Annotated in this window: 29 protein-coding genes and 2 tRNA genes; 20 read left to right on the plus strand and 11 right to left on the minus strand. The window is 66.5% G+C overall.

The features are described 5' to 3' along the window. The first annotated feature begins 7 nt into the window (after positions 1-7). The 7 genes from AAG092_RS17675 (at position 8) to AAG092_RS17705 (ending at position 5705) form a co-directional block, all read left to right on the plus strand. The gene (locus AAG092_RS17675; protein ID WP_373387705.1) at positions 8-835 is read left to right on the plus strand and encodes a DUF692 domain-containing protein; all 828 of its coding nucleotides are present in this window, start codon (positions 8-10) and stop codon (positions 833-835) included. Then, on the plus strand, positions 832-1536 hold the full coding sequence (locus tag AAG092_RS17680) for a DUF2063 domain-containing protein (RefSeq protein WP_373387706.1): 705 nt from the start codon (positions 832-834) through the stop codon (positions 1534-1536). Before AAG092_RS17675 ends, AAG092_RS17680 begins: the two co-directional genes overlap by 4 nt. Before the next feature lie 30 nt (positions 1537-1566). Then, a complete protein-coding gene (locus AAG092_RS17685; RefSeq protein ID WP_373387707.1) occupies positions 1567-2163 on the plus strand; it encodes a DoxX family protein in 597 nt (198 codons plus the stop codon). Between the two features lie 201 nt (positions 2164-2364). After that, positions 2365-3672 carry an OprO/OprP family phosphate-selective porin gene (locus AAG092_RS17690; RefSeq protein ID WP_373387708.1) on the plus strand — a complete coding sequence of 436 codons (1308 nt, stop codon included), beginning with the start codon at positions 2365-2367 and terminating at the stop codon, positions 3670-3672. 109 nt (positions 3673-3781) lie between these two features. Continuing rightward, positions 3782-4912 (plus strand): GNAT family N-acetyltransferase, encoded by a 1131-nt coding sequence (locus tag AAG092_RS17695; RefSeq protein WP_373387709.1) that lies wholly within the window; start codon positions 3782-3784, stop codon positions 4910-4912. 2 nt (positions 4913-4914) lie between these two features. After that, positions 4915-5238 (plus strand): low molecular weight protein tyrosine phosphatase family protein, encoded by a 324-nt coding sequence (locus tag AAG092_RS17700; RefSeq protein WP_373387710.1) that lies wholly within the window; start codon positions 4915-4917, stop codon positions 5236-5238. After that, the gene (locus tag AAG092_RS17705; RefSeq protein ID WP_373387711.1) at positions 5235-5705 is read left to right on the plus strand and encodes a hypothetical protein; all 471 of its coding nucleotides are present in this window, start codon (positions 5235-5237) and stop codon (positions 5703-5705) included. The genes AAG092_RS17700 and AAG092_RS17705 overlap by 4 nt, the downstream gene beginning before the upstream one ends. Here AAG092_RS17705 and AAG092_RS17710 read toward each other — a convergent pair. The 3 genes from AAG092_RS17710 to AAG092_RS17720 are packed head-to-tail and all read right to left on the minus strand — an operon-like array spanning position 5686 to position 7998. Then, positions 5686-6240 (minus strand): peptidylprolyl isomerase, encoded by a 555-nt coding sequence (locus tag AAG092_RS17710; RefSeq protein WP_110681835.1) that lies wholly within the window; start codon positions 6238-6240, stop codon positions 5686-5688. The genes AAG092_RS17705 and AAG092_RS17710 overlap by 20 nt on opposite strands. Next, complete coding sequence (locus AAG092_RS17715; RefSeq protein WP_373387712.1) at positions 6234-7061, minus strand: alpha/beta fold hydrolase; 828 nt, start codon at positions 7059-7061, stop codon at positions 6234-6236. The genes AAG092_RS17710 and AAG092_RS17715 overlap by 7 nt, the downstream gene beginning before the upstream one ends. Positions 7062-7071: 10 nt before the next feature. Next, positions 7072-7998 carry a LysR family transcriptional regulator gene (locus AAG092_RS17720; RefSeq protein WP_373387713.1) on the minus strand — a complete coding sequence of 309 codons (927 nt, stop codon included), beginning with the start codon at positions 7996-7998 and terminating at the stop codon, positions 7072-7074. Between the two features lie 49 nt (positions 7999-8047). On the opposite strand from AAG092_RS17720, the gene AAG092_RS17725 reads away from it, so the two are divergent. Next, positions 8048-8362, plus strand: coding sequence for a 3-phosphoglycerate kinase (locus tag AAG092_RS17725; RefSeq protein ID WP_373387714.1), 315 nt, complete (start codon positions 8048-8050; stop codon positions 8360-8362). 131 nt (positions 8363-8493) lie between these two features. Next, the gene (locus AAG092_RS17730; RefSeq protein WP_373387715.1) at positions 8494-9093 is read left to right on the plus strand and encodes an FMN-dependent NADH-azoreductase; all 600 of its coding nucleotides are present in this window, start codon (positions 8494-8496) and stop codon (positions 9091-9093) included. A 110-nt stretch (positions 9094-9203) separates the two neighbouring features. Here the strand turns inward: AAG092_RS17730 and AAG092_RS17735 are convergent, their stop codons facing one another. The 3 genes from AAG092_RS17735 to AAG092_RS17745 are packed head-to-tail and all read right to left on the minus strand — an operon-like array spanning position 9204 to position 13140. After that, the gene (locus AAG092_RS17735) at positions 9204-10382 is read right to left on the minus strand and encodes a glycosyltransferase family 4 protein (RefSeq protein ID WP_373387716.1); all 1179 of its coding nucleotides are present in this window, start codon (positions 10380-10382) and stop codon (positions 9204-9206) included. A 21-nt stretch (positions 10383-10403) separates the two neighbouring features. Continuing rightward, positions 10404-11144: a sulfate transporter CysZ gene (cysZ, locus tag AAG092_RS17740; protein WP_373387717.1), complete on the minus strand. Its 741-nt coding sequence runs from the start codon at positions 11142-11144 to the stop codon at positions 10404-10406. Between the two features lie 34 nt (positions 11145-11178). Then, positions 11179-13140, minus strand: coding sequence for a diguanylate cyclase domain-containing protein (locus AAG092_RS17745; protein WP_373387718.1), 1962 nt, complete (start codon positions 13138-13140; stop codon positions 11179-11181). Positions 13141-13350: 210 nt separating this feature from the next. Here AAG092_RS17745 and trxB point away from each other — a divergent pair, with 210 nt between their 5' ends. From trxB to AAG092_RS17765, 4 genes are all read left to right on the plus strand, one after another. Further along, on the plus strand, positions 13351-14298 hold the full coding sequence (trxB, locus tag AAG092_RS17750; protein WP_373387719.1) for a thioredoxin-disulfide reductase: 948 nt from the start codon (positions 13351-13353) through the stop codon (positions 14296-14298). A gap of 102 nt (positions 14299-14400) precedes the next feature. Next, a complete protein-coding gene (locus AAG092_RS17755; protein WP_373387720.1) occupies positions 14401-15111 on the plus strand; it encodes an AzlC family ABC transporter permease in 711 nt (236 codons plus the stop codon). Then, positions 15111-15440 (plus strand): AzlD domain-containing protein, encoded by a 330-nt coding sequence (locus tag AAG092_RS17760; RefSeq protein ID WP_110681845.1) that lies wholly within the window; start codon positions 15111-15113, stop codon positions 15438-15440. The genes AAG092_RS17755 and AAG092_RS17760 overlap by 1 nt, the downstream gene beginning before the upstream one ends. A 113-nt stretch (positions 15441-15553) precedes the next feature. Next, positions 15554-17425, plus strand: a complete 1872-nt coding sequence (locus AAG092_RS17765) for an MFS transporter (RefSeq protein WP_373387721.1) — start codon at positions 15554-15556, stop codon at positions 17423-17425. A gap of 50 nt (positions 17426-17475) precedes the next feature. On the opposite strand, the gene sugE is transcribed toward AAG092_RS17765, so the two are convergent. Together sugE and rdgC are read right to left on the minus strand one after the other, a co-directional pair. Then, positions 17476-17790, minus strand: coding sequence for a quaternary ammonium compound efflux SMR transporter SugE (gene sugE / locus AAG092_RS17770; RefSeq protein ID WP_110681847.1), 315 nt, complete (start codon positions 17788-17790; stop codon positions 17476-17478). A gap of 153 nt (positions 17791-17943) precedes the next feature. Beyond that, complete coding sequence (rdgC, locus tag AAG092_RS17775; RefSeq protein ID WP_373387722.1) at positions 17944-18864, minus strand: recombination-associated protein RdgC; 921 nt, start codon at positions 18862-18864, stop codon at positions 17944-17946. Positions 18865-19014: 150 nt separating this feature from the next. Between rdgC and AAG092_RS17780 the strand changes: the two genes are divergently transcribed. The 4 genes from AAG092_RS17780 (at position 19015) to AAG092_RS17795 (ending at position 20909) form a co-directional block, all read left to right on the plus strand. Beyond that, positions 19015-19090, plus strand: a tRNA-Val gene (locus tag AAG092_RS17780). A 15-nt stretch (positions 19091-19105) separates the two neighbouring features. Then, positions 19106-19182: transfer RNA gene (locus AAG092_RS17785), tRNA-Asp, on the plus strand. Positions 19183-19411: 229 nt separating this feature from the next. Then, entirely contained in the window at positions 19412-20122 is a 711-nt protein-coding gene (locus AAG092_RS17790) for an FKBP-type peptidyl-prolyl cis-trans isomerase (RefSeq protein WP_373387723.1), read from the plus strand. A 352-nt stretch (positions 20123-20474) separates the two neighbouring features. After that, positions 20475-20909 (plus strand): YkvA family protein, encoded by a 435-nt coding sequence (locus AAG092_RS17795; RefSeq protein ID WP_373387724.1) that lies wholly within the window; start codon positions 20475-20477, stop codon positions 20907-20909. Positions 20910-20922: 13 nt separating this feature from the next. Here the strand turns inward: AAG092_RS17795 and AAG092_RS17800 are convergent, their stop codons facing one another. Then, positions 20923-21663 (minus strand): substrate-binding periplasmic protein, encoded by a 741-nt coding sequence (locus tag AAG092_RS17800; RefSeq protein ID WP_373387725.1) that lies wholly within the window; start codon positions 21661-21663, stop codon positions 20923-20925. A 131-nt stretch (positions 21664-21794) separates the two neighbouring features. Here AAG092_RS17800 and AAG092_RS17805 point away from each other — a divergent pair, with 131 nt between their 5' ends. The 3 genes from AAG092_RS17805 to AAG092_RS17815 are packed head-to-tail and all read left to right on the plus strand — an operon-like array spanning position 21795 to position 22956. Continuing rightward, the gene (locus AAG092_RS17805) at positions 21795-22115 is read left to right on the plus strand and encodes a helix-turn-helix transcriptional regulator (RefSeq protein ID WP_110682331.1); all 321 of its coding nucleotides are present in this window, start codon (positions 21795-21797) and stop codon (positions 22113-22115) included. After that, a complete protein-coding gene (locus AAG092_RS17810; protein WP_076584353.1) occupies positions 22112-22477 on the plus strand; it encodes a hypothetical protein in 366 nt (121 codons plus the stop codon). The genes AAG092_RS17805 and AAG092_RS17810 overlap by 4 nt, the downstream gene beginning before the upstream one ends. After that, a complete protein-coding gene (locus AAG092_RS17815) occupies positions 22477-22956 on the plus strand; it encodes a sel1 repeat family protein (RefSeq protein ID WP_373387726.1) in 480 nt (159 codons plus the stop codon). The genes AAG092_RS17810 and AAG092_RS17815 overlap by 1 nt, the downstream gene beginning before the upstream one ends. Here AAG092_RS17815 and AAG092_RS17820 read toward each other — a convergent pair. Further along, positions 22940-24700, minus strand: coding sequence for a bifunctional diguanylate cyclase/phosphodiesterase (locus AAG092_RS17820; protein ID WP_373387727.1), 1761 nt, complete (start codon positions 24698-24700; stop codon positions 22940-22942). The genes AAG092_RS17815 and AAG092_RS17820 overlap by 17 nt on opposite strands. A 91-nt stretch (positions 24701-24791) precedes the next feature. After that, positions 24792-26870 (minus strand): carboxy terminal-processing peptidase, encoded by a 2079-nt coding sequence (locus tag AAG092_RS17825; protein ID WP_373387728.1) that lies wholly within the window; start codon positions 26868-26870, stop codon positions 24792-24794. Between the last annotated feature and the right edge of the window lie 117 nt (positions 26871-26987).

The raw sequence follows: 26987 nt of genomic DNA on the forward strand, positions 1-26987 counted from the left end.
ACGGGACATGACCATGCAGGGTTTCGTCACCGGCGCCGGCCTGGGCCTGCGTCGCGGCCTGCTGGCGGCGCTGCAGGACAGCGTCGTCGGCCAGGCGGATTTTCTCGAAATCGCCCCGGAGAACTGGATCGGTGTCGGCGGCCGTTTCGGCCGCCAGCTGCGCGCGCTGAGCGAGCGCCTGCCGTTTCTCTGCCATGGTCTGTCCCTAAACCTCGGCGGCTTCACCCCGCTGGACATGCAGCTGCTGCGCTCGATCAAGGCGTTCCTCGACGAGCACGGCGTCCGCGGTTATAGCGAACACCTGTCGGCCTGTGCCGACCAGGGCCAGCTGTACGATCTGATGCCGCTGCCCTTCAGCGAGGAAACGGTGCGCCGCGTCGCGGCGCGCATCCGCCAGGTCGAGGAGGTGCTGGAGCGCCCGCTGATCATCGAGAACGTCTCGGCCTACGCGCGCCTGCCCGGCGAGCTGGACGAGGTCGAGTTCGTCCGCGCGGTGCTGGAGGAGGCCGACTGCCGGCTGCTGCTGGACATCAACAACGTGGCGGTCAACGCCCACAATTTCACCTTCGATGCGCGCGCCTACATCGCCGCCATGCCCGGCGAGCGCATCGCCTACCTGCACATGGCCGGTCATTACGACCAGGCCGCCGACCTCAAGATCGACACCCACGGCGCGCCGGTGGGCGAGCCGGTGTGGCAATTGCTGCAGCATTGCTACAGCCTGCACGGCGTGCGCCCGACCCTGCTGGAGCGCGACTTCAACTTCCCGCCGGTGGCCGAGCTGTACGCCGAGGTGGCGCAGATCCGCCAGCTGCAACGGGAGGCCGGACGATGAGCGCGCAGGATCAGGCCGCCTTCGCCGCGCGCATCCGCCGGCCCGAGTCGCAAGCGCTGCTGCCGGGCATCGCGCCTGAGCGCATGGCGGTGTACGAGGAGCTGTTCTTCAACAATGTCGATGGCTTCATCAGCAGCGGTTTCCCGGTGCTCTGCCGGGTGCTCGGCGAGACGCGCCGGCGACGCCTGGTGCGGGCCTTCCTGGCGGGCCACCGCTGCACCACGCCGTACTTCCTGCAGATCGGCGCAGAGTTCCTTGCCTGGCTGCAGGAGGGCTGCGTCGCCGAGCCGGACGATCCGCCGTTCCTGCTCGAGCTGGCCCACTACGAACGGGTCGAGCTGGCCCTCGATGTCGCCGAGGCCGAGTTGCCGCGGCAGGGCTGGTCGCCTCTGGCCTGGCCGCTGGCCTACGCCTGGCCGGTGCAGCGGATCGATGCCGAGTACCAGGCCGTGCAGCCGCCGGCCGAGCCGACCTGCCTGCTGGCCTGGCGCGATGCGCAGGAGCGGGTGCGCTTCCAGCAGCTGGCGCCCTTCGCCTACCAGCTGGCGCTGCGCCTGCAGGCCGGCCAGGCGAGCGCCGAGGCGCTGCTGGAGCTGGCCGCGCAGAGCGGCCTGGAGGCTAACGAACACTACTTCAGCCAGGCCCGTGCGCTGCTCCATGACTGGCAGCGCCAGGACATCTGGTTCCCCCCTGCCACCTGATCCGCGGGCTCGCGCCGCACGGAGATCACCATGCTCAGACTGCTCAACCGCCTCCAGGATGGCCTGGACGCTACCCGTCGCCTGGATTTTCTCGGCCCCCTGCTGCTGCGCCTGTACCTGGTGCCGGTATTCTGGATGGCCGGCACGCACAAGCTGGCCGACATGGAGTCGACCATCGCCTGGTTCGGCAATCCGGACTGGGGCCTGGGCCTGCCGTTCCCGGCACTGCTGGCCTGGCTGGCGGCGCTGACCGAGGCGGGTGGTGCGCTGCTGCTGCTGTTCGGCCTGGCGGTGCGCTGGATCAGCATCCCGCTGATGGTGACCATGCTGGTGGCGATCTTCACCGTGCACTGGCAGTTCGGCTGGCAGGCCATCGCCGATCCGTCCGCTCCCTTCGCCAACGAGCGGGTGCTGGCGGCGGCGGAGAAGCTGGAGCGAGCCCGCGCCATCCTCCAGGAGCACGGCAACTATGCCTGGCTGACGGCCAGCGGGCGCTTCGTGGTGCTGAACAACGGCATCGAGTTCGCCGCCACCTACCTGGTGATGCTGCTGGCGCTGTTCGGCACCGGTGGCGGGCGCTGGGTGAGCCTCGATCACTGGATCGCGGCGCGCTTTCGGCGGCCTTGACTGCCCGGTCGGAACGGCCGCGGCCCAGGCGGGCCGGGCCTTTCCGCTTATTCTTTAACGAAGTAAAAAAGTTCCTATGTCATTGAATTTTCATATAAACACAACCGCGCTGAAATAACCCCCCGCCAAGATTCCCCCCCAACACCAAGGGCCGAAGCCCGCGTGTTTTCCAACGCTAAAGACCAATAGGGGAATCCTTCGATGATCCGTAAGCACTTCGCCGGTTTCGCAGCCAGCGCACTGGCCCTGGCCGTTTCCGCCCAGGCTTTCGCCGGCACCGTCACCACCGACGGCGCCGACCTCGTGATCAACACCAAGAGCGGCCTGGAAGTCGCGACCACCGACAAGGAATTCAGCTTCAAGCTGGGCGGCAAGCTGCAGTGGGATGCCACCAATTTCGACGGCCTGCAGGCCGCCAGCCAGAATCAGCCGTTCGACGACACCTTCAACACCTTCATCCGTCGCGGTGAAGTTTCCGTTGAAGGCGTGGCCTACACCGACTGGGGCTATGGCCTGCGTCTGAGCTACACCGACGCCGAAGAGAGCACCGACGTCGATCGCGCCTTCATCACCTACACCGGCCTCGGTTTCGCCGACGTCACCGTCGGTAAGTACGGCGTCGACTACGGTCTTGAAAACACCACCAGCTCGTCCTGGATCACCGGCATCGAACGTCCGTTCATGTACGACTTCCTCAATGGCGACGAGGACACCAAGTTCGGCGTCAACGTCATGCACGCCGGTGACAACTACGGCCTGATGGCCCAGGTCGGCCACTACGATACCTACGAGAACCCGGACAACGGCAACGACGAGGCCTTCGGCTACACCCTGCGCGCCAACTGGGCGCCGTACATGAACGGTACCGACGTGGTGCACCTGGGTGCCAACTTCCACAGCTCCAACCCGGACGACGACCGCAGCCGCGCCCGTACCCGCCTGGGTATCCGCAGCGACCAGGATGACCGCCTGACCTTCGGCGACGTGCGCCAGGCCGACAAGGACACCGAATGGGTCCTGGAGTCCGGTGCCCAGTTCGGCGCCTTCCGTGCCCAGGCCGAGTACTTCCAGCGCAACATCTCCGGCGAGGACGATCTGGGTGCCGATGCCGACGTGGATGTCAGCGGCTACTACGCCCAGCTGTCCTACATGTTCAACGGCGTACGCAAGTACAAGGCCGGCGCCGGCAAGTGGGACAAGCCGGACCAGGCGGGTGCCGTGGAACTGTTCGCCCGCTACGAGAGCAGCACCGTCGACGCCGACGAGAACGCCGTACCGGGTGAGCTGAACAGCAACGTCGACGGCATCATCGCCGAGGACATCGGCGACGAGTTCACCGCCGACGCCTTCGTGGTCGGCGTCAACTACTTCCCGACCCCGGCCGTGCGCATGAGCCTGAACTACGTCGACTACCAGGTGGACAATATCGACACCGAGCAGCAGATCGACGGCGAAGACGTGCAGGACGACGGCAAGGCCATCATCGGTCGCCTGCAGTACGTGTTCTAAGAACAAGCGAACGATACTGCTCCTTCTTCGGCCCCGCCTCGCGCGGGGCTTTTTTCGTCCGGATGGCGCGCTATAGTGCGGCTCTTGTCGCACCGGATACCGCGCACCCATGCCGCTGCACAGCCTCGATTCCCTACGCCAGATCACGCCCGCCGCCTGGGATGCCCTGCTGCCCGAGCCACAGCCGTTCCTGCGGCATGCCTTCCTGAGTGCCCTGGAGGACAGTGGCAGCCTGGCTGCCGACAGTGGCTGGTGGCCGGCCCACCGGGTGCTGTACGACGCCCATGGTCAGGCGTTGGCGGCCCTGCCGGCCTATATCAAGCAGCACTCCTACGGCGAGTATGTGTTCGATATGGGCTGGGCCGAGGCCTGCCAGCGCGCCGGCATCGCCTACTACCCCAAGCTGCTCGGCGCCGTGCCCTTCAGCCCGGTGAGCGGACCGCGTCTGCTCGGCGATGCACGGGCCTGCGCGCAGCTGCTGGACGAGCTGCAGGCACAGCTGGCGGAGCAGGGCCTGTCCGGCCTGCACATCAACTTCCTGCGCGCCGAGGACGATACGTTATTCGAGGGGCGCGAGGGCTGGTTGCAGCGCCTGGACTGCCAGTACCACTGGCGCAACCGCGGCTACCGTGATTTCCAGGATTTCCTCGACTCACTCAGTTCGCGCAAGCGCAAGCAGCTGCGCAAGGAGCGCGAGCAGGTGGCCGGGCAGGGCATCGAGTTCCGCTGGCAGCGCGGCGACGAGCTCGCGGAGGCGGACTGGGACTTCGTCTACGCCTGCTATGCCAGCACCTATCATGTGCGCCGCCGCGCGCCCTACCTGGCCCGCGACTTCTTCAGCCTGCTGGCCGAGCGTATGCCAGAGGCGATCCGCGTGGTCACCGCGCTGCACAATGGCCGGCCGGTGGCCATGGCCTTCAGCCTGGTGGCCGGCGACACTTTCTATGGGCGCTACTGGGGCTGCCTGGGCGACTTCGACCGCCTGCACTTCGAGACCTGTTTCTACCAGGGTATCGAGCGCGCCATCGCCGAGGGACTGCAGCGCTTCGACGCCGGGGCCCAGGGCGAGCACAAGCTGATCCGCGGCTTCGAGCCGCAGATCACCCGTTCCTGGCACTATCTGCTGCACCCCGGGTTGCGTGCGGCGGTGGCCGACTTCCTGGCCCACGAGCGGCCGGCGGTGCTGGCCTATGCCGAGCAGGCGCGGCAGCTGTTGCCCTATCGCCAAGAGGGAAGCTGAGCATGCCCCGCGCCCTGTTCATCTGTAGCCGTAACCGTCTGCGCAGCCCCACGGCCGAGCGCCTGTTCGCCAGCTGGCCTGGTGTCGAGAGCGATTCGGCCGGGCTGGCGGCGGACGCCGAGGTAGCGCTGTCCGCCGAACAGCTCGAATGGGCCGAGCTGGTCTTCGTCATGGAGCCCGTCCACCGGCGCCGCCTGCAACAGCGCTTCGCCCCCTGGCTCAGGGGCAAGCGGGTGATCTGCCTGGACATCCCCGACGACTATGACTTCATGCAGACGGAGTTGGTCGAGCTGCTGCGGCGCAAGGTGGGCGCCTACCTGCGATGACCCAGGAACTGCGCCCCAGGCCCTGGAAATGGCTGGGCATCCTGCTGCTGTCGCTGGCCTTCTGCGTGGTCGCCGTGCTGATGTTGCGGGACGGGCGCCTCGCCGGCTGGTTCTGCCTGGCGCTGTTCGGCCTGGGAGCCCTGGTCGCGGCGGTGGCGGTGCTGCCGGGCGCCAACTATCTGCGCCTAGACGAGGACGGCTTCACCTTCTCTTCGCTGTTTCGCGCGCACCGGGTGGGCTGGGCGCAGGTGAGCCACTTCGGCGTGGCACAGGTGGGGCCGAACCGCCTGGTCGGCTGGCACTATCGCCCGGGCTGCGAACCACCGGGGCGGGGCGTGCGCCTGTCGCTGGCACTGGGCGGTTGCCAGGCGGCGCTGCCGGAGAACTACGGCCTGCGCGCCGAGGAACTGGCGCAGCGGCTGGAGCGGCTGCGCCAGGAGTACGAGGTCAGAGCTTCTTCGCGTTGAGGATCAGCACCGGCTCGACCGGCACGTTCTGGTGCATGCCGCGGTTGCCGGTGCGCACCTTGGCGATGCGGTCAACCACGTCCATGCCGCGTACCACCTTGCCGAACACCGCGTAGCCGAAGTCGCGGCCGCCGTGGTTGAGGAAGTCGTTGTCCTTGTGGTTGATGAAGAACTGGCTGGTGGCCGAGTCCACTACCTGGGTACGGGCCATGGCGATGGTGCCGCGGTCGTTGCGCAGGCCGTTGTCGGCCTCGTTCTTGATCGGCTTGAAGGTGTCCTTCTCGGCCATGTCGGCATCGAAGCCGCCGCCCTGGATCATGAAGTTCGGGATCACCCGGTGGAACTGGGTGCCGTTGTAGAAGCCGGATTCCACGTAGCCGAGGAAGTTCTGCGTGCTGATCGGCGCCTTCTCGGCGTTGAGCTCCAGCTCGATGTCGCCATAGCTGGTGGTCAGCAGCACATGGGGATTTTCCGCAGCCAGCAGGCTGGTGCTCAGCAGCAGGCCGCAGGCGCAGAGGAGGAGTTGCTTCAGCATGGTCGTAGGTCCTTGTCTTGGGTGTGTGGCGGGGTAGCTTCGACCCGGGCGAGGAAGTCGTCCAGGACGGCGTTGAAGCGTTCGGGCTGGTCCATCGGCGTGGCGTGGCGCGAATGCTCGATCACCACCAGGCGGGCGTCGGGCAGTTCGTTCACATAGGCCTCCTTGAGGGCGACCGGGGTGTAGTCGCGGTCGGCCGTGACCACCAGCGTAGGACAGGTGATCGCCGCCAGGCGTTCCCGCACGCCCCAGCCGATGATCGCGTCGAGGCTGGCCAGGTAGGCGCGCTTGTCGTTCTGCGGCCAGCGCTGCTCGATCTTGGCGCGCAGCTCGGCCTGCTGCGGATGGGGGAAGAGGATGCGGCCGAGGCCCTTGCCGATCGCCTGCATGCTCAGCAGGCGAGACAGGCTCCAGCGCTTGGCCAGCTGCCAGAGGTCGGCGGCGCTCCTGACCTTGACCTCCGGGGCGCTGTTGACGATGGTCAGGCTGCGCAGCAGTTCGGGGCGCTCGACGCCCAGCTGGAAGCCGACCATGCCGCCCATGGAGATGCCCACCAGATGTATCGGCGGCAGCTGCAGGTGCTCGATCAGCGCCGCCACGTCGGCGGCGAAGCCGGCGATGCTGTAGCGTTGGCGTGGCTTGGACGACTGGCCGTGGCCGCGCAGGTCGAGGCTCAGTACCCGGTGCGTGCGGGCCAGGTGGGGAATCTGGTACTCCCAGTCGCGGGTGCTGGAGCCCAGACCGTGCACCAGCAGCAGCGCTTCGCCCTGGCCGTGCTCCTCGTAGTAGAAACGGCAGCCGTCATGCTCGAAAAAGGCCATCGCGTTCTCCTCAGTCGCTGGCCAGCGGGGCGGCAAAGGGGGCATCCAGCGGCGCGCCGTCGAAGTTCTTGATCAGTTCGATGAGGATCTGGGTGGCCGGGCCGAGCACCTTGTCCTTGTTGCTGTACAGGCAGAAACGCGGCTTGCGCGTGCCGCCCTGTTCCATCGGCAGCGGCTTGAGCAGGCCCTCGGCCAGTTCGCGGGCGATCAGGTGGCGCGGTAGCCAGGCGAAACCCAGGCCGCTGGAGACGAAGGTACGCGCGGTGGGCAGGCTGCCGACCGTCCAGCGCTGCTCGGCGCCGAGCCAACCCGAGTCGCGCGGCTGGATGCGCCCGCTGTCGCGGGTCACCACCTGCATCTGGCCTTCCAGGTCCTGGAAGGTCACTTCGCGTTGCAGGCGGTGCAGCGGATGTTCCGGATGGGCCACGGCGATGAACTCCACCTCGCCCAGCTCGATAGGCAGGTAGCCGGTGATGTTGAGGGCGCTGATGGCCAGGTCGGCGGAGCCCTCCTTGAGCACTTCCTCGACCCCGGACAGCACCTCCTCGCGCAGGCGCACGCGGCAGCCACGGCTCTGCGGCATGAAGGCGGAGAGGGCGCGGACGATGTTGGCGGTGGGGTAGGCGGCGTCCACCACCAGGCGCACTTCCGCTTCCCAGCCCTGTTCCATATGGTGGGCCAGTTCCTCCAGCTGGCTGGCCTGCTTGACCAGCTGCCGCGAGCGACGCAGCAGCACCTCGCCGGCCTCGGTGAGCACCGCCTTGCGCCCGTCGATGCGCAGCAGCGGCGCGCCCAGCTGCTCCTGCATGCGCGCCACCGTGTAGCTCACCGAGGATTGCGAACGGTGCAGGGCCTCGGCGGCCTGGGCGAAGCCGCCATGGTCGACCACCGCCTGCAGGGTGCGCCATTGTTCCAGGGTGACACGGGGCGCTTTCATCGCCGCTTCCTCTTCTCTAATCTGGGCATCCCCGGACGAGGAGATACCGATGAAAAACTGTTGCCTGGCCTTGCTCGCGCTGCTGCCGCTGACCGCTGCCGCCTATCCGATCGAAATCGAGAAGCAGCTCAATGGCGCCGAGGTTTCCGCCACCAGCCAGCAGGTGGATCGCAACATCGGCGCGGTGCTGCTGTACAACTACGGCTCCGTGGCTGCCCAGTGCACGGCGCTGTTCCGCAACGGTCCGGAGGCTCCGCGTACACGCAAGGTCGAGGTCAAGGCCGGCGATACCGCCAACCTGACGGTAAGGTTCGCCCGCGACATCATCAAGCTGCGTGTCGAGCTGACCTGCCAGCAGGGTTGAGACTAGAGCGCAGCGGCAGATAAATCAACTTTGTTGATTGGTAGTAGCGGATATTTGCGCTTTTTTATCTTAATGGCTGACCATAATCTGCACCCCATCGAAGCCAATCACCCCCGATGGAGGTCAGCCAAATGTCCCGTGTACTCGTTATCGAAAGCAGCGCCCGTCAACAGGATTCCGTCTCCCGCCAACTGACCGCCGATTTCGTCGCCCAGTGGCAAGCCGCCCACCCGCAGGACCAGGTACAGGTTCGCGACCTGGCCAAGCAGCCGGTGCCGCACCTGGATGAAGCCCTGCTCGGTGGCTGGATGAAGCCGGTCGAGCAGCAGAGCGAAGCGGAGCAGGCCGCCGCCGCCCGTTCCAACCAGCTGACCGATGAGCTGCTGGCTGCCGACGTGCTGGTGCTGGCCGCGCCCATGTACAACTTCGCCATCCCCAGCACCCTCAAGGCCTGGCTGGATCACGTGCTGCGCGCCGGAGTCACCTTCAAGTACACCGAGACCGGCCCGCAGGGCCTGCTCACAGGCAAGCGCGCCTTCGTGCTGACCGCCCGCGGCGGCATCTACGCCGGCAGCGGCCTCGATCACCAGGAACCTTATCTGCGCCAGGCGCTGGCCTTCATCGGCATCCACGACGTGCAGTTCATCCACGCCGAGGGCCTGAACATGGGCGCCGAGTTCCAGGAGAAAGGCCTGGCCAAGGCCCGCGAGCAGCTGGCCCAGGTCGCCTGATACCCGACTCTCCCCTGGGGCCGATCCACTCGGCCCGTCCACCGGTCTGCACGGGCACTCCTCCCGGCAGGCCGGTTTTTTTATGCCTGCCGTTCAGGGTTGCAAGTGGTTCATTCCGGCGCGGGGGCGATGCGGGCCTGGCGCAGGTGTGCCTCGAACTGCTCGACTATGCTGGCCCAACCCTGCTGGCCGGCGTGTCGGCGGGCGTTCAGGCGTACCCGGCGCAGGCTTTCCGCGTCCTCCAGCAGCCAGTGCGCGGCCTCGATGAAGGCCGTCTCGTCGCCGGGGGTGGCGAGGGCACCGTTGTGCCCGTGGCGGATGTGCTGGGCCGCCGCGGCCTGGTCGAAGGCGACCACGGCCAGGCCCGAGGCCAGGGCCTCCAGCACCACGTTGCCGAAGGTCTCGGACAGGCTGGGGAAGAGGAACAGGTCGCCGCTGGCATAGTGCTCGGCCAGCTCCGCGTCGCGGCGTACGCCGCAGAACAGGGCATCGGGCAGCTCGGCCTGGAGTTGCGGGCGCAGCGGGCCGTCGCCCACCAGCACCAGTTTCAGGCGGCGCTGCGGCAGGCTCTGCTGCAGGCTGCGGAAGGCGCGCACCAGCAGTTGCAGATTCTTTTCCGCGGCCAGGCGGCCGACGTGCAGCACGGCGATCTCGTTCTCGCCCAGGCCCCATTCGGCGCGCAGTTCGGCCGAGCGGCGCATCGGGTGGAACTGCTGACCGTCGACGCCCCGCGCCAGCAGCTCCAGGCGCTCGAAGCCGCGCCGCTGCAGTTCCAGGCGCTGGCTGGGACTGGGCACCAGGGTCAGCCGCGAGCGGTTGTGGAACCAGCGCAGGTAGCCGGTCAGCAGGCGGCTGAGCAGGCCCAGGCCGTAGTGGTCGCTGTACTGCTGGAAGTTGGTGTGGAAGCCGCTGACCACCGGGATGCCCAGGCGCCGCGCGGCGCGCAGGGCGGACAGGCCGAGCGGGCCCTCGGTGGCGATGTACAGCACGTCCGGGCGATGGCGCTGCCAGCGGCGCAGCAGCTTGTGCAGCGACGACTGGCCCCACTGCAGGCCGGCGTAGCCCGGCAGCGGCCAGCCGCGGGTGAGCAGCAGGTCCTCGTCGTCGGGGGTGTCCTCGTCGGCCTGGCGCGGGCGCACCAGCTGCAGCCGATGGCCACGCTCGCGCAGACCCTGGCACAAGCGGCCAAGGGTATTGGCCACGCCGTTGATCTCGGGCGGAAAGGTCTCGCTGACCAGGGCGATATGCAGGTTCGTGACATTCATGGCGCCAGTCTGCGACGACGCCATGAAGGGTTGGTGACGGCCCGGTTACTGCGCGGTGACGTCGCGCTCGCGCACCCAGAACAGGGTGGCGCCGGCCACGGCGGCGGGCATCACCAGAATGTTGAAGAAGGGCACCAGCAGCGCCAGGTACACGGTGCCGCCGAAGCCCAGGCTCTGCCAGCGCTTCTCGCGCAGCCAGGCGAGCATCTCGTCCCAGCCCAGCTTGTTGTTGTCCGCCGGGTAGTCGATGTACTGCACGGCCATCATCCAGATGCCGAACAGTATCCACAGCGGCACGGCCAGCAGGTTGAGCACCGGTACGAAGGTGAGGATCAGCAGCGGGATGGCGCGCGGCAGGAAGTAGGCCAGCTTGCGCAACTCGCGGCCGATGGTGCGCGGCATCATGGCCAGCAGTTCGGCCCAGCTGAACGGCGGGAAGTCGTCGCGGCCGCGCAGCACCACTTCCACCTTCTCGGCGAGGAAGCCGTTGAAGGGCGCGGCGATGACGTTGGCCAGCAGGGTGAAGGTGAAGAACATGATCACCAGCACCAGCAGCACGAACAGCGGCCACAGCAGGTATTCGAGAAAGCTCAGCCAGTCGGGCAGGCTGGGCATGAAGCTGTCCACCCAGCCGCCGAACTGTTGCATGGCCAGCACGATCAGGCCGACGAACAGCAGGGTGTTGACCGTCAGCGGCAGCAGCACGAACAGGCGCAGGCCAGGACTGAGCACCAGTTTCAGGCCTTGGCCGAGGTATTGGGGGCCGGACAGGGCGGGGGTGAGCATCGTGATCTCCGTTGCGCTGAAAAACGCGCCGACCTTAACCACTTTGCGGGGAGGAGGAAAGCATGCCGGGGTGATACAGGCAGGTGCGGTTGCGCTCGCGCTTGGCCTCGTACATGGCACTGTCGGCGGCCTTGATCAGGCCGTCCGCATCGTCGGCGTGCTGTGGGCACAGGGCGATGCCGATACTCGGTGTAACAAAGTCGATGCTCAGCGCACCGATGCGGATGACGTGCTGCAGTGCCTCGCGCAGGCGCTCGGCGAGCTTCTGCGCGGTTTCCGCACTGCTGTCGGTCAGGATCAGGGTGAACTCGTCGCCACCCAGGCGATAGACCCGGTCCGGTTGGCGCACGGTGCCACGCAGGCGCTCGGCGATGTGCTGCAGCAGGGTGTCGCCGACGTCGTGGCCGAAGCGGTCGTTGACCTCCTTGAAGCGATCCAGGTCGAGAAACAGCAGCGCCAGCGGCTGCTTGGCCTGCTCGATGGACTGGCGCAATTGCTCGTGGAAGGCCTTGCGGTTGCCCAGCCCGGTCAGCGGGTCGTGGTAGGCCATGTCCAGCAGGCGCTGCTGGTAGGCCATCTGGTCGCTGATGTCGCGCAGGATGCCGCGATAACCGGCGCAGTTGCCCTGGGCGTCACGGATCAGCGAAAAGCGTGTCTCGTAGTAGCCCTGGCTGCCGTCGCGGCGGCGGAAAGGCGCGGCGAAAGTGGCATCGCTGCCGGTGTCCCAGCTCTGGCGGAACAGTTCGCGGGCACGCTTGATGTCCTGCTCCTCCAGCACCGTCTCGAAGGAGCGCTGCAGCAACTGCTCGGCCGGATAACCCAGCATGCTGCACAGTGCGCGGTTGACCGCCCGAATGGTGCCATCCGGGGCCAGTTCGAAGTAGCCGTCCTGGATGGCGTCGAGGATCTCGCGGTCGCGCGTCTCGCTCTGTTCCAGGCGGGCCAGCATGCGGTTGGTCTCGGCCGCCAGCCGACCCAGCTCGTCGCGCCCGGCATCGCTCAGGCGCTGGCCGGCGGAGTCCGGGCCGATGCCGGCGATTTCCCGGTGCATGCGTGAGACCCGGCGCAGGATGCCGAATTCCAGGCCCAGGTAGATCAGCAGCCAGGCGGCGACGCCGACCGTGCCGGCCTGCGCCAGGAAGATGGCGATGGCCTTGCGGCCCTCCAGGTACAGGCGTCGCTCGCGGGTCAGTTCGAACATCAGCTCGGGCTCGTCGAGGCTGTTGCTGAACAGCAGCACCACCTGGTGATGGTCGTCGTCGAGAATGCGCCGCGGGCTGATCTCGATCTGGTTGATGCTGGTCTGGTCGAGGCTGGACAGCATCTTCCAGCGCACCATCTCCTCGTCCGGTGGCAACAGACGCAGGGTGCCGCTGAGCTGACTCTGCAGGTTCTCGGCGCGCTCGCCGTCGATGAAGTGGCCGGCCACCAGGGTGCCGACGCTGGGCAGGCTGTTCTGGTTGTTGCTGATGTCGCTCATCACGAGCAGCAGTGGTACGCCCTGCAAGGCCACCAGCTGGCCGCGCGGACCCTCGCCGTCGCGGTGGCGCAGGCGCTCGGCCAGGGTCAGGATGCTGGTGCGCAGCGACTCATGGCTACGTGGCTTGTCGTTCCCCAATGCCAGCAGATCCGGGAGGTCCGGCGGCAGCCATTGCTCGGCGCGAACCTGACCATCGGTGTCCAGGTAGACCATGAAGTCGAAGTTCATCTGGCGCAGGGCCTCGGTGTCCATGTTGCGCTGGACGAAGTCCGGGTGCTGGCCGAGCATGAACTCGTAGCTGGCATCCCACTGGGCATAGCTGAGCAGCAGGTCGAGATTGCGGTTCAGGTTATTGTCCAGCAGCGCGCGCGCACGCTCGGCCTCGGCGACCAGCAGGGCGGCGTCCTGGCGGTCGAAGCGGGTGAGGATCAGGCTCTGCGAGAGCAGGTAGGCGATGACCAGGGCCAGGGCCAGCAGGGGGGCGAAGAGCCAGAACAGGCGTTTGCGCAGCGTCATGCCGATCGTGCGTCCTGGGGTGGGATGAGCCGAGTATAGACCTAGCGCTCTGGCGCATAGGCCCGGGCTATCGGCGGCATTGAGAATGGGTATTTTCTCCGATGGCGGCGGCCCGGTAGCGTGGCCGCAGTTTCCCTTGTCGGGGTCGTCCGTTCCTCCCAAGCCTTCCCCAAGTGCTGTGGATAACCCCCTTTTATTCAGGAGCCGGTCATGTCCGCCAACCGTCACGCCCGCGTCATCATCCTCGGTTCAGGCCCCGCGGGTTACAGCGCGGCCGTCTACGCCGCCCGTGCCAACCTCAAGCCGCTGTTGATCACCGGCATCCAGGCCGGCGGCCAGCTGACCACCACCACCGAGGTCGACAACTGGCCCGGCGACCCCCACGGTCTCACCGGGCCGGCACTGATGCAGCGCATGCAGGAGCATGCCGAGCGTTTCGAGACCGAGATCGTCTTCGACCATATCAACGCCGTAGACCTGGCCGGCAAGCCCTTCACCCTGGTCGGCGACAGCGGCACCTACACGGCCGATGCGCTGATCATCGCCACCGGCGCCAGCGCCCGCTACCTGGGGCTGCCGTCCGAGCAGGCGTTCATGGGCAAGGGCGTGTCCGCCTGTGCCACCTGCGACGGCTTCTTCTACCGGGGCCGCGAAGTGGCGGTGGTCGGCGGTGGCAACACCGCGGTGGAGGAGGCGCTGTACCTGGCCAACATCGCCAGCAAGGTGACCCTGGTACACCGCCGCGAGACCTTCCGTGCCGAGAAGATCCTGCAGGACAAGCTCAGGGCGCGCATCGCCGAGGGCAGGATCGAGCTGCGCCTGAACGCCGAGGTGGACGAGGTGCTGGGCGATGAGACGGGGGTCACCGGGGTGCGCCTGAGGCACAGCGATGGCGCCCGCAGCGAGCTAAAGGTCGACGGCCTGTTCGTCGCCATCGGCCATACCCCCAACACCACGCTTTTCGAGGGCCAGCTGGCGCTCAAGGATGGCTACCTGGTGGTCAACGGCGGCCGCGATGGCAACGCCACCGCCACCAGCATTGCCGGGGTGTTCGCCGCCGGCGACGTGGCCGACTCGGTGTACCGCCAGGCCATCACCTCGGCCGGCGCCGGCTGCATGGCAGCCCTGGACGTGGAGCGCTACCTGGACTCGCTGTGATCCCCTGGCTGTCCTGAGGAACCCCGCTGCTGCGGGGTGCAGCAATATCGTTCAAGACGGCGCCGTGGCGGCCAGCTAGCCTCCTCGTTCCAAGGAGGTTCCATGTCCCGTCACCACGAATTCCTGCAGGGCATGCGCGACATGCTGCCGATGCTGCTCGGTGCCATTCCCTTCGGCATCATCTTCGGCAGCCTGGCCGGTGCCGCCGGCCTCACGCCCTGGCAGACCATCGGCATGTCGCTGCTGGTGTTCGCCGGCTCCGCCCAGTTCATCGCCATCAGCCTGCTCGGCGGCGGCGCGACCCTGGCCGTGCTGTGGCTGACCACCCTGGTGGTCAACCTGCGCCACGCCCTGTACAGCGCCAGCCTGCAGCCCTTCGTGCGCCACCTGCCCAAGCGCTGGCGGGTGCCGCTGGCCTTCTGGCTGACCGACGAGGCCTTCGCCGTGGTCCAGCACCGTTATGCCGAAAGCGATGCCTCGCCACACAAGCACTGGTACTTCCTCGGCGCGGCGCTGGCCATGTACCTCAACTGGCAGGCCTGCACCCTGATCGGCCTGGTGTTCGGCCAGGCGGTGCCGAACATCGGCGCCTGGGGCCTGGACTTCGCCATGCTCGCCACCTTCATCGGCATCGTCGTGCCCATGCTGCGCAACCGCCCGCAGGTGGCGGCGGCCCTGGTGGCCGGGGCGGTGGCGCTGGTCTGCCACGCGCTACCCTACAAGCTCGGCCTGATGGCCGCGGCCGGTGCCGGCATCGTCGTCGGCGTGGTGCTGGAACGGCGCTACCGCCTGCTGCAGGACGAGGTGTTCTGATGGACAACTGGCTCCTGATCCTCGGCATGCTGGCGATCACCTTCGCCACCCGCTACAGCCTGTTCGCCTTTCCCGACCTGCACTTCCCGCCCATGGTGCGCCAGGGCCTGCACTACGTGCCGACCGCCGTGCTCAGCGCTATCGTGGTGCCCGGCATGCTGTTGCCGGACGGCCAGAGCTGGGCCCTGAGCCTGGACAACGCCTACCTGCTGGCCGGCCTGGTGACCATCGTCATCGCCGCCGCGACCCGCCACCTGCTGGCGACCATCGGGGGCGGCCTGCTGGTGTTCTTTCTGTTGCGCGGGTGGCTGGGGCAGCTGCCGCTCTAGCACTTTTCCGCGACGATCCTGGGCGAATGCCACACGTGGGTGTGGCTTTGTCAGGGCTGGATGCTGTCCAATGCAGGACGGCGTTTGCCGCCCATATGACAGGTACAAGGACGATGACCCCACACTCGCAATTCGCCCTGCTCGGCACCCGGCGCTTCCTGCCGTTCTTCATCACCCAGCTGCTCGGTGCGTTCAACGACAACGTGTTCAAGCAGTCGCTGATCCTCGCCATCCTGTTCAAGCTCAGTGTCAGCGCCGACCGCGATCTGCTGGTCAATCTCTGCGCACTGCTGTTCATCCTGCCGTTCTTCCTGTTCTCCGCCCTTGGCGGCCAGTTCGGCGAGAAGTTCGCCAAGGATGCGCTGATCCGTGCGATCAAGCTGGCAGAGGTGGTGATCATGCTGGTTGGCGCGCTGGGCTTCCTGCTCGGCAGCCTGCCGCTGATGCTGGCCACCCTGTTCGTGATGGGGACCCAGTCCGCGCTGTTCGGTCCGGTGAAGTACTCGATCCTGCCGGCGGCGCTGCGCGAGCAGGAGCTGGTCGGCGGTAACGCGCTGGTGGAGATGGGTACTTTCCTGGCCATCCTCGCCGGCACCATCGGCGCCGGCATGCTGATGGCCAGCGACAGCTATGCCGCGCTGGTGGCCGGCGTGGTGGTGCTGGTGGCCGTGGCCGGCTACCTGGCCAGCCGCCATGTGCCGCGTGCGGCGGCAGCGCTGCCGGAGCTGCCGCTGGACTGGAACATCCTGCGCCAATCCTGGCGGATCATGCGCCTGGGGCTTGGCCAGCGCCCGGCGGTGTCGCGCTCGCTGGTGGGCAACTCCTGGTTCTGGTTTCTCGGGGCCGTGTACCTGACGCAGATCCCGGCCTTCGCCAAGGAACTGCTGCACGGCGACGAGAGCGTGGTGACCCTGATCCTCGCGGTGTTTTCCATCGGTATCGGCCTGGGCTCGATCCTTTGCGAGCGCATGAGCGGGCACAAGGTGGAGATCGGCCTGGTGCCCTTCGGCTCGTTCGGCCTGACCCTGTTCGGAATCCTGCTCTGGTGGTTCTCCAGCGGTTTCCCTCAGCCAGCGACACCCTACGACTGGCTGGGGCTGCTGGGCGTTGGCCAGGCCTGGTGGGTGCTTGCCGCCATTCTCGGCATCGGCATGTTCGGCGGCTTCTACATCGTGCCGCTGTATGCACTGATCCAGTCGCGCACCGAGGAGCACGAGCGGGCGCGGGTGATCGCCGCCAACAATATCCTCAACGCGCTGTTCATGGTGGCGGCGGCGCTGGTGTCGATCCTCTTCCTCAGCGTGGCCAAGCTGAGCATCCCGCAGCTGTTCCTGGCCATCTCGCTGATGAACATCGCAGTGAACCTGTACATCTTCAAGATCGTCCCCGAGTTCACCATGCGCTTCCTCATCTGGATGCTCAGCCATTCCATGTACCGGGTGCGCCATCAGAATCTGGATGTCATTCCCGACGAGGGCGCGGCGGTGCTGGTGTGCAACCACGTGTCCTTCGTCGATGCCCTGTTGATCGGTGGCGCGGTACGCCGGCCGTTGCGCTTCGTCATGTACTACAAGATCTACGATCTACCGGTGCTCAACTTCGTGTTCCGCACCGCCGGCACCGTGCCGATCGCCGGGCGCAACGAGGACCCGGAGGTGTTCGAGCGGGCATTCACGCGGATCGCCGAGTACCTGGCGGCGGGCGAGCTGGTGTGCATCTTTCCCGAGGGCAAGTTGACCACCGATGGCGAGATCGACGAGTTCAAGGCCGGGGTCGAGCGCATCCTCGCGGCCAACCCGGTGCCGGTGATTCCGCTGGCTCTGCAGGGCCTGTGGGGCAGCTTCTTCAGTCGTGCGCCGCACAAGGGCCTGTTCAAGCGCCTGTGGTCGCGGGTCAACATAGTCGCCGGCACGCCGCTACCGGCGGACACCGGCAGACTGGTCATGCAGGAGCAGGTGATGCGCCTGCGCGGTGATCAGCGCTGACCCGATCGAATAAAAGCCCGCCGATTGGCGGGCTTTTTCTTTGGGGCCTATCAGTGGCTGAGCTTGAGGCCGACCAGGCCGATGACGATCAACGCTACGCTGCCCAGGCGCATTAGCGCCATGGACTCGCCAAACAGCAGCACGCCGGCGATCACCGTGCCGACGGCGCCAACCCCGGTCCAGATGGCATAGGCGGTGCCCAACGGCAGTTCCTTCATGGCCAGGCCGAGCAGGCCGATACTGACGACCATGGCCGCGACGGTGAGCAGGGTGGGGAGGGGGCGGCTGAAGCCGTCGGTATACTTGAGGCCGACGGCCCAGCAGACCTCGAACAGGCCGGCGAGAAACAGAATGATCCAGGACATGGGATGGCTCCTTACAACGAATGGGCGGGCCGTCCCGGATGGTCACTCGAATGGAGCGGCGAGGTCGTCCTCGCGTTGTTCGCTATTTTGCACAGTCGGCTGCACAGGGCAAGTCATGAAGGACGGATGGCCCCGTGCAGTCTGCGCAGCGGATCAGATACCCTGCGGGATTTCCTCGCCGCCGAAGGCTTCGAACAGCGCCGGCAGGAAGTCGCTCAGGGTCAGCATCATCAAGGTGAAGCTGGCATCGAGCTGGCCCAGCGCATCGTCACCGCCGTCCTGGGCGGCCTGGTCCTGCAGCAGGTCCTCGAAACGCAGGCGTTTGACTGCGAACTTGTCGTCCAGCACGAAGGACAGCTTGTCCTGCCAGGCCAGGGACAGCTGGGTGACCAGCTTTCCGGACGACAGATGCAGCTGGATTTCCTCACTGGTCAGGTCCTGGCGCTTGCAGCGCACCACGCCGCCGTCTTCGCTGGTATCGCGCAGCTCGCACTCGTCGAGCACGAAGAAATCCGGCGCTGCGGCCTGGGCCTTGACCCAGTCGGTGAGGGTGGCGGTCGGCGCCATCTTCACGGAGAGCGGACGCACCGGCAGCGAGCCTATGGCTTCGCGCAGGGTGGACAGCAGGTCTTCGGCCTTCTTGGCGCTGGCGGTATCGACCAGGATCAGGCCGAGCTTGGGCGCGATGGCGGCGAAGGTGCTGGAGCGGCGGATGAAGGCGCGCGGCAGGAAGCTCATGACGATCTCGTCCTTGAGCTGGTCGCGCTCCTTCTTGTAGACCTTGCGCATCTGCTGCGCCTCGATCTCGTCGACCTTGTCCTTCAGTGCGTCGCGCACCACGCTGCCGGGCAGGATGCGTTCTTCCTTGCGTGCGGCGATCAGCAGGAAGTCACCGCTGACATGCACCAGCGGCGCGTCGCCACCTTTGCCGAACGGCGCCATGAAACCGTAGGTGGTCAGCTCCTGGCTGGCGCAGGGGCGCGCGGCCTTGGCGGCCAGCGCTGCCTCCAGGGCCTCGGCGTCGAACGGAACGTCCTGGGTCAGGCGATAAACGAGCAGGTTGCGGAACCACATGGGAATGAACACTCCTTGAACACGAAGCGCGCATTATTCTCCATTGCCGGGGGTGAAGCTAAGCCTTTGGAACTGCTCGAAAATTTTTTTCAAAAAAGGCTTGCCAAGGTGAAAGGGCATCCCTAGAATGCGCACCACTTCGAGAGCACTGGGTGGTTAGCTCAGCCGGGAGAGCATCTGCCTTACAAGCAGAGGGTCGGCGGTTCGATCCCGTCACCACCCACCACTTTCGAGGTTATGCGCAGCGGTAGTTCAGTCGGTTAGAATACCGGCCTGTCACGCCGGGGGTCGCGGGTTCGAGTCCCGTCCGCTGCGCCATACACAAAGCTCTGGTTAGACTGAAGACCGGAGCTTGAAGAAAACGACCGAAAGGTCGTTTTTTTTTGCCCGCGATTTCTCCGCGCCCAGGCGGGCTCTTCGCCAGCCGGCCTGCGCCACTGAACTTCTGCATCGTTTGCGGTTCCCATTGTGCCGTAGCCAGTGCTCGCTGCAGGCTGCTAAGCTCGCGCTCTCTCATTGCCCTTCGTGGCTTCTACAAGGAACAAGCATGAAACAACATCGTCTTGCGGCGGCGGTTGCCCTGGTCGGCCTGGTACTGGCCGGTTGCGATGCGCAGACCAGCGAAGTGGAACTCAAGACCCCGGCGCAGAAGGCTTCCTACGGCATTGGCCTGAACATGGGCAAGAGCCTGTCCCAGGAAGGCCTGGATGATCTGGACTCCAAGGCCGTGGCCATGGGCATCGAGGATGCCATTGGTAAGCAGGAGCAGAAAATCACCGACGCGGACATGAAGGATGCCTTCGAGTTCCTGCAGAAGCGTGCCGAGGAGCGCATGGCCAAGCTCAACGAGGAGTCCGCCGCCGCCGGCAAGAAGTTCCTCGAAGAGAATGGTAAGAAGGAGGGCGTGATCACCACCGCTTCCGGTCTGCAGTACGAAGTACTGAAGAAGGCCGACGGCGCCCAGCCCAAGGCCACCGACGTGGTCACCGTGCACTACGAGGGCAAGCTGACCGACGGCAGCGTGTTCGACAGCTCCATCGAGCGCGGCAGCCCCATCGATCTGCCGGTCAGCGGCGTGATCCCGGGCTGGGTCGAGGGCCTGCAGCTGATGCATGTGGGTGAGAAGTACAAGCTGTACATCCCCAGCGAGCTGGCTTACGGTGCCCAGAGCCCGAGCCCGGCGATCCCGGCCAACTCGGTGCTGGTGTTCGAGCTGGAACTGCTGGCGATCAAGGACCCGGCTGCCCCGGCGCAGTAACGCTCGCTGCACAAGACAACGCCCCGCTTGCCGGGGCGTTTTCATTTGCAGAACCGGTAGGCGACCTGGCGGTCTGAATGGGAGTGCGGGGCCAGATGGTGTTACGGTTATGCACATTGCCCGAGTTACCTTTCCTGCACCGACTGTTACAGTTTTGATGAGCGGTACGATTGCTGTAACTAGCTGATTTATATAATTTTTTATTCGTGAGCAAAAAATGCCCGATCTGTAGCGAGGCCGCGTGATACGGGCGTTTGCTCGACTCATCAAACAACTGTTCACAGGGTTATCCACAGCTTCGGTGGATAACCGGACCTGACCCAGCAGCCATGCGGTATCGCGGAGAATCACCATGAGCATTCCCTGGAACAGTGTGCGTTACCTTCGCCTGGCTCAGCGCGTGCTGGCTCGTGGGCGATTGCCGGCACTGCTGCTGGCCGTCGCTCGCAAGGGCGAAGGCGGAGCCAGGTTTGCCCGCTTGCGCGCCGATCTGAATCTCATGCAGGGACTCTGCGCAGCCTGGTGGCGTGGAGAGTATCGAGACATCAGCAAGCAGGCCCTGCTCGCCGTGGTGGCTGCCCTGGTGTATTTCCTGGTGCCGCTGGACATGGCCCCGGACTGGCTACTGGCTGTCGGCCTGCTGGACGATCTGGCGGTGCTGGCCTGGGTCCTGCGTACCTGGGAGGGTGAGTTGCAAGCCTATCGCGCCTGGCGCGAGACACAGCCCGTCGCCACGCTGCAGCGTATCGAGGCGCTACCCCCGGTACAGGCGGGGCAGCCCGACTAGCTGGTGGCCGGAGTCAGTGCAACCGGCGCTCCGCCTGCAGCAGTAGTGCGCGGATTTCGCCGCTGTCGCGCATCTCCTGCAGGATCTCATCCAGACGTTCGGCGGCTATCGGCAGTGGCTCCCCGTAGACGCAGTGCATGTTGTAGCGCTGCACCACCCAAGGGCTGAAGCGCAACGGCAGATCGGGCTCGCGCGCCAGGCGATAGGTCAGGGGGCGGCGCATGTCGATCACCGCGTCGAGGCGCCGCAGCGCCAGCATGTGCAGGCGGGTTTCGAGATCGCGGACATCCTTGCGCACTACGCTGCCGTCGGCGAAGGCCGCCATCAGTGCGGCGCTGTAGACGAAGCCCAGGCTGGTGCCGATGGTCTTGCCGCGCAGGCTGGCCAGATCGCTGAAGGCTGGCTGCCGTACATGCTGCAGCAGCACGTCCTCCTCCTCGTACAGCGGTGCTGACCAGTGCAGTCTGGCCGAGGGCCCTAGCCAGGCCGGATTGGCGTTGCAGATCAGCTGGATGCGGCCCTGCAGCAGGAAGCTTTCCAGGCGGTTGTTCGGCGCCTCGATGAAGCGCACCTGCAGGCCCAGGCGCTGGCCGACCCGCTGGCCGAGCAGCAGGGTGAAGCCGCCGACCAGCTGCTGGCTTTCCACGTCGACATAGGGCATGCCGTCCAGCGGGCCGAAGCCCCAGCGTAGCTCTTCGGCGAAGGCGCTGAGGCTGCCGGCGCAGAGCAGGCAGATCAGCAGGCGTTTGGCCATCCGTGCTCGGCTCCCGACTCTTGTCTGCCGGGTCAGTATAGGTCACGCTTTGAAGGTGACCCGACTGTTAAGATGAGCGCCTGCAAGGGAGGTGCCGAACGTTTCGGCACTGCTTTCCACGGAGAGCTGTAATGAGTGTGCAAGTCATCATGCGCGACGGCGAGGCGGAGTACGCCGTGCTGCCCTGGGCCGATTACCAGGCCCTGTTGCAGGCGGCCGGCCAGGCCCCGGCTGCCGTCGCCGAAACCATCCAGCCTGGCGCGGCCCGGCTCGACCAGTTGGCGGCGTTGCGCGAGGCCAAGGGGTTGTCCCAGGCCGATCTGGCGCGTGCCGTGGGCATCAGCCCGCATTACCTGAACATGATCGAAAGCGGCGAGCGCCAGCCCGATGGGGCCATCCTGCGTTCGCTGGGGCGTGTGCTGGAAATCGGCGACTGGGAGCAGTCTTCTTGAGCGTGCGTATCCATCGTCAACACTGGCAGGCTCTGCTCGGCGAGCTGGAAGATGCCCGCCGCCAGCGTCACCTGCTGACCTACCGCGCCCTGGTCGAGCGCCTGCAGCTGCCGACCCCGGCCATGCAGACCCTGACCGCCGCCCTGGAACACCTGGCCGCCCTCGACGCCCGCGCCGAACGCCCCCTGCGCAGCGCGCTGGTGATCAGCCAGGGCGCCAGCCGCCTGCCGCGCACCGGTTTCTTCGAGTGCGTGGCTCGCCTCGGGCGCTTCTCCGGACCGTCCGACGGCATTGCCGCTGCCTCCTGGCACGCTGCCGAGGTGGCGCGGGTCTTCGAGTTCAGCTACCCCGAGGAGGCCTGATGCTCTGGACCCTGCGCGCGCGCCTGGGCTACTGGCTGGCGCGCCGCCTGTTGCACTGGCGCTGGCTGGTGCAGCAGCCACGGGCCTGGGCCTGGATGCAGGGCCAGTATGCGCGCATGGCGGCCCTCGGCCATGTGCCGGCACAGGGCTTCTACGGCCACCTCCTGCTGTTTCGCGGCCAGGGCTTCGGCGCCCGCGAGGAGGGGCTGCGCCTGCTGCGTCTGGCCGCTCAGGGCGGCGATGGCAAGGCCGCCTACCAGCTCGGTGTGCAGTGCCTGGCCGGCGACGCGCGCCAGGCCGCGGATGCCACCGAGGCGGCGCGCTGGTGGGCGCGGGCAGCCGAGGCTGGCCATCCGCTGGCGGCGCAGCGCCTGGCGCAACTCTATCGGGAAGGCGCTCCCGGTCTGCCGGTCGACCCGCAGCAGGCCGAGCGTTTCGCCCGCCAGGCCGAGGCGCTTGGCTTCAGGCCGAAAGGTTGAGGGTGTCGAGGATGTGCAGGCTGTAACCGGGCACCGCCTTGGCCTGGCGCTTGGCTTCCGAGGCCAGGCCGGCCAGCTGGCTGGCATCGAGTCTGGCGCAGCTCTGCGGGTGCAGCTGGACCACGCCAATCGACAGTGACAGTAGCGGGAATTCCTCGCGCCGGCCCTGGCGGTTGTGGCTGACGAAGCAGCCGGCCTGCAGGTGCTCCTCGCGGTAGAAGCGCCGGCACTGGGCCTGGAAGTCCTCCAGCAGCTGGTTGAGCCGTTCGCGCCAGGTGTCCGGCCCCAGTACCAGGAGAAAGTCGTCGCCGCCGATATGGCCGACGAAGTCGCGGCTGGGGTCGACCCGTTCGTTCAGACACTGGGCCAGGCACAGCAGAACCTCGTCACCTTTGGCATAGCCATAGAGGTCGTTGAACGGCTTGAAGCTGTCGATATCCACATAGCACACCACGGCCTCGCGGCCCTGCTGCAGCAGGCGGCCGAGGCACTGCTGGATGGGTACGTTGCCCGGCAGCAGGGTCAGCGGATTGGCGTGGCGGGCCTGCTGGATCTTCAGCTCGGTGATCAGCTTGAGCACGTCGATCACCCGCCCCAGGCCGCGGTAGCGCCCCTGCTGGACGATGATGAAGTCCTCTTCCATGCGCTGGCGCGCGCGGCTGGTGAGCAGGCGGCTGACCTGCTGCAGCGACTGGCCGATATCCACCGCGAGGAAGTCCGTGCTCATCAGCCGGCTGATCGGCTTGCGGGCGAACAGGTCGGTGGCGAAGGGCTTGAGCAGGGCGTCGGACAGTGAGTGGCGATGCACGATGCCGACCGGCTGCGCACGCTCATCCAGCACCGCCAGGGAATTGAGGTTGGCCTGGGCGCGGAAGGCCTCCAGTACCACGGCGATCGGTGTGTCCTGGGGTACGGCCGGCTGTTCGTTGAGCAGTGCGGACAGGTCACCGGCGTCCTCGCCCAGGGCCGGGGCCAGGTTGTCCAGGCGCGGCAGCAGCTTCTGCGCGTCACGCGGCGGCTGCTCCTGGGGGCGGCACAGCAGGTAGCCCTGGACCAGGTCGACGCCCATCTCGATCAGAGTTGCCAGCTCCTCGGCCAGCTCGATGCCCTCGGCGATCACCTGGGCACGCGAGGCCTTGGCCATCTTCAGGATGGAGTCGACGAACTCGCGCTTGACCGCATCCTGATGGATGCCGTCGATGAAGTGGCGGTCGATCTTCACGTAGTCCGGGCGCAGCTCGGACCACAGGCGCAGGCTGGAGTAGCCGGCGCCGAGGTCGTCCAGGGCGATGGAGAAGCCCATGGCGCGGTAGTGGTGCAGGGCGGTGTCGAGCAGCTGGAAGTCGTCGATCGGCGCCTGCTCGGTGAGCTCGATCACCACCCGGTCAGGGGCGATGCCGAACTCCTGCAGCAGGCGCAGGGTGCGTCCGGGCTGGTGGCTGGGCTCCAGCAGCGATTCCGGCGAGACGTTGAGGAACAGCTTGCCGTCCAGGCCCTGGTCGCGGAAGCGGCGGCAGGCGCTCTTGCGGCTGGCCAGCTCCAGCTGGCTCAGGCGGCCGGCGTTGCGCGCCACGCTGAACAACGCGATGGGTGCATGCAGCGGGCTGTTGGAGGGGCCTCGGGTCAGTGCCTCGTAGCCCAGGATGCGTCGCTCGGAGAGCGAGACGATGGGCTGGAACAGGCTGTGCAAGTCGCCGTGAGCGAGGATGGATTCCAGGGCGCTCAACTGCTCGGTGACGGTCATGGAGGTGTCTCGATCTGCCGGAAAGAAAAGGGCCGGTATCGCTACCGGCCCTTATTTCACGACAGTTCGATGACTGTTTGATGACTTCTCGTCAGTGCTTGGCCAGCGTGGCTTCCAGGCCGAGGTAGTCGAGCAGGATGCGCCCGCTCTCGGTCAGGTAGGCGTCGTCTTCCGGCTTGGTCTTCTCCGGCTCCGCCGGCGCGGCGTCCTCGTCTTCTTCCTTGATCTCCTTGAGCAGCTCCTCGCCCTTGGCCTTGCGCTTGGCGTTCTCCAGCGCCAGTTGGCGGGCCTCGATATCGGCGTGCTGGGCGCGGCGCTTGGCCTCGTTGAGGCTGACGCTGGTCTCGGCCATCAGCTCCTGGGCCAGGGCCAGGCGCTCGCGGGTGAAGACGAAGTCCGGGTTGTCCGCAGTACGTGACTCGTGACGGGCTTTCAGCTCGGCGAGGAAGGGCTTGTAGGGATTGCTGTCCGGGCGCACGGCCGGCTTGATACTGTCCCAGGGCATGGCCTCGGGCAGGGCGCTTTCGCCGATCTCCTGGGTGTCGACGATGTCCGGGTAGGCGATGTCCGGCAGCACGCCCTGGTGTTGGGTGCTCTGCCCGGAAACCCGGTAGAACTTGGCCAGGGTCAGTTTCAACTCGCCGTGGTTGAGCGGCTGGATGGTCTGCACCGTACCCTTGCCGAAGGTCTGGCCACCGAGGATCAGCGCGCGATGGTAGTCCTGCATGGCACCGGCGAAGATTTCCGAGGCGGAGGCGGACAGTCGGTCGACCAGCACGGCCAGCGGGCCGTCGTAGAACACCCCGGGCTCCTCGTCGGCCAGCACGTCGACGCGGCCGTCGGCATTGCGCACCAGCACTGTCGGGCCCTGGTCGATGAACAGTCCGGTCAGCTCGGTGGCTTCCTGCAGGGAGCCGCCGCCATTGTCGCGCAGGTCGATGACCACGCCGTCGACCTTCTCCTGTTTCAGTTCACCCAGCAGGCGCTTCACGTCGCGGGTGGTGCTCTTGTAGTTGGGGTCCTGGGCGCGATAGGCCTTGAAGTCCAGGTAGAAGGCCGGGACCTTGATCACGCCGAGCTTGTAGTCGCGACCCTCGTGCTGCAGCTTGAGCACCGACTTCTGCGCCGCCTGTTCCTCCAGCTTGACCGCTTCGCGGACGATGGTGACCACCTTGCTGGTCTGGTCGCTCGGCGCGTTGCTGGCCGGTATCACCTCCAGGCGGACCCTGGAGCCCTTGGGCCCGCGAATCAGCTTGACCACTTCATCCAGGCGCCAGCCGATCACGTCGACCATTTCCTTGTCGCCCTGGGCCACGCCGATGATCTTGTCGGCCGGCGCGATCAGCTTGCTCTTCTCGGCCGGGCCGGCAGGCACCAGGCGCACCACCTTGACGTACTCGTTGTCGGTCTGCAGCACGGCACCGATGCCTTCCAGCGACAGACTCATGTTGATGTCGAAGTTCTCCGCGTTGTCCGGGGAGAGGTAGTTGGTGTGCGGGTCGTAGGTCTGCGCGAAAGCGTTGATGTAGGCCTGGAACACGTCCTCGCCGCGGGTCTGCGACAGGCGCTTGCGCTGGTTGTTGTAGCGCTTCTGCAGCAGCTCCTGGATGTCCTTGCTGTCCTTGCCGGCGATCTTCAGGCGCAGTACTTCGTCCTTGACGCGCTTGCGCCAGAGGTCGTCCAGCTCGGCCTGATCCTTGGCCCAGGGGGCCTTCTCGCGGTCCACCAGCAGGCTCTCGTCGATGCCGAAGTCGAGATTGTCGACACCGGCGGCGAGCAGGGCGTCAACCCGGTCGAGGCGCTCCTCGGCACGCTGCAGGTAGGTGCGGTAGATGATGAAGCCGGGCTCGAGGTCGCCGCTCTTGAGCAGGTCGTCGAACCTGTTCTGCCAGCGGTCGAACTGGGCGATGTCGGCGGCGGTGAAGTAGCTGCGCGCCGGGTCGAGCATCTTCAGGTAGCCCTCGTAGATCTTCGCCGAGCGGGCGTCGTCCAGCGGGGGCTTGTTGTAGTGGTGGCGCTTGAGCAGCTCGACCACGTTGAGGCTGGCGATCACCTGTTCGCGGTCTGGCTGCAGGTAGGCCCAGTTCTCCGCGGCGGCCTTGGCGGCGGCGGGCAGGGCGTGCAGGCCGAGAAGCAGGGCCAGGGCGGTAGCGGGGAGGAATCTCTGCATGGTGGTTCGACGCGAAGGCAGGTGATAACGCATATTAGGCCGTCTGGTAGGGCGCCGGTTCCGTGGGAGCCGGGCGGCAGAATGCAAAAACCCGACGGTAGGCGCAAAGCCGCATGC

The organism is Pseudomonas alcaligenes (assembly GCF_041729615.1).
GTDB lineage: Bacteria > Pseudomonadota > Gammaproteobacteria > Pseudomonadales > Pseudomonadaceae > Aquipseudomonas > Aquipseudomonas alcaligenes_B.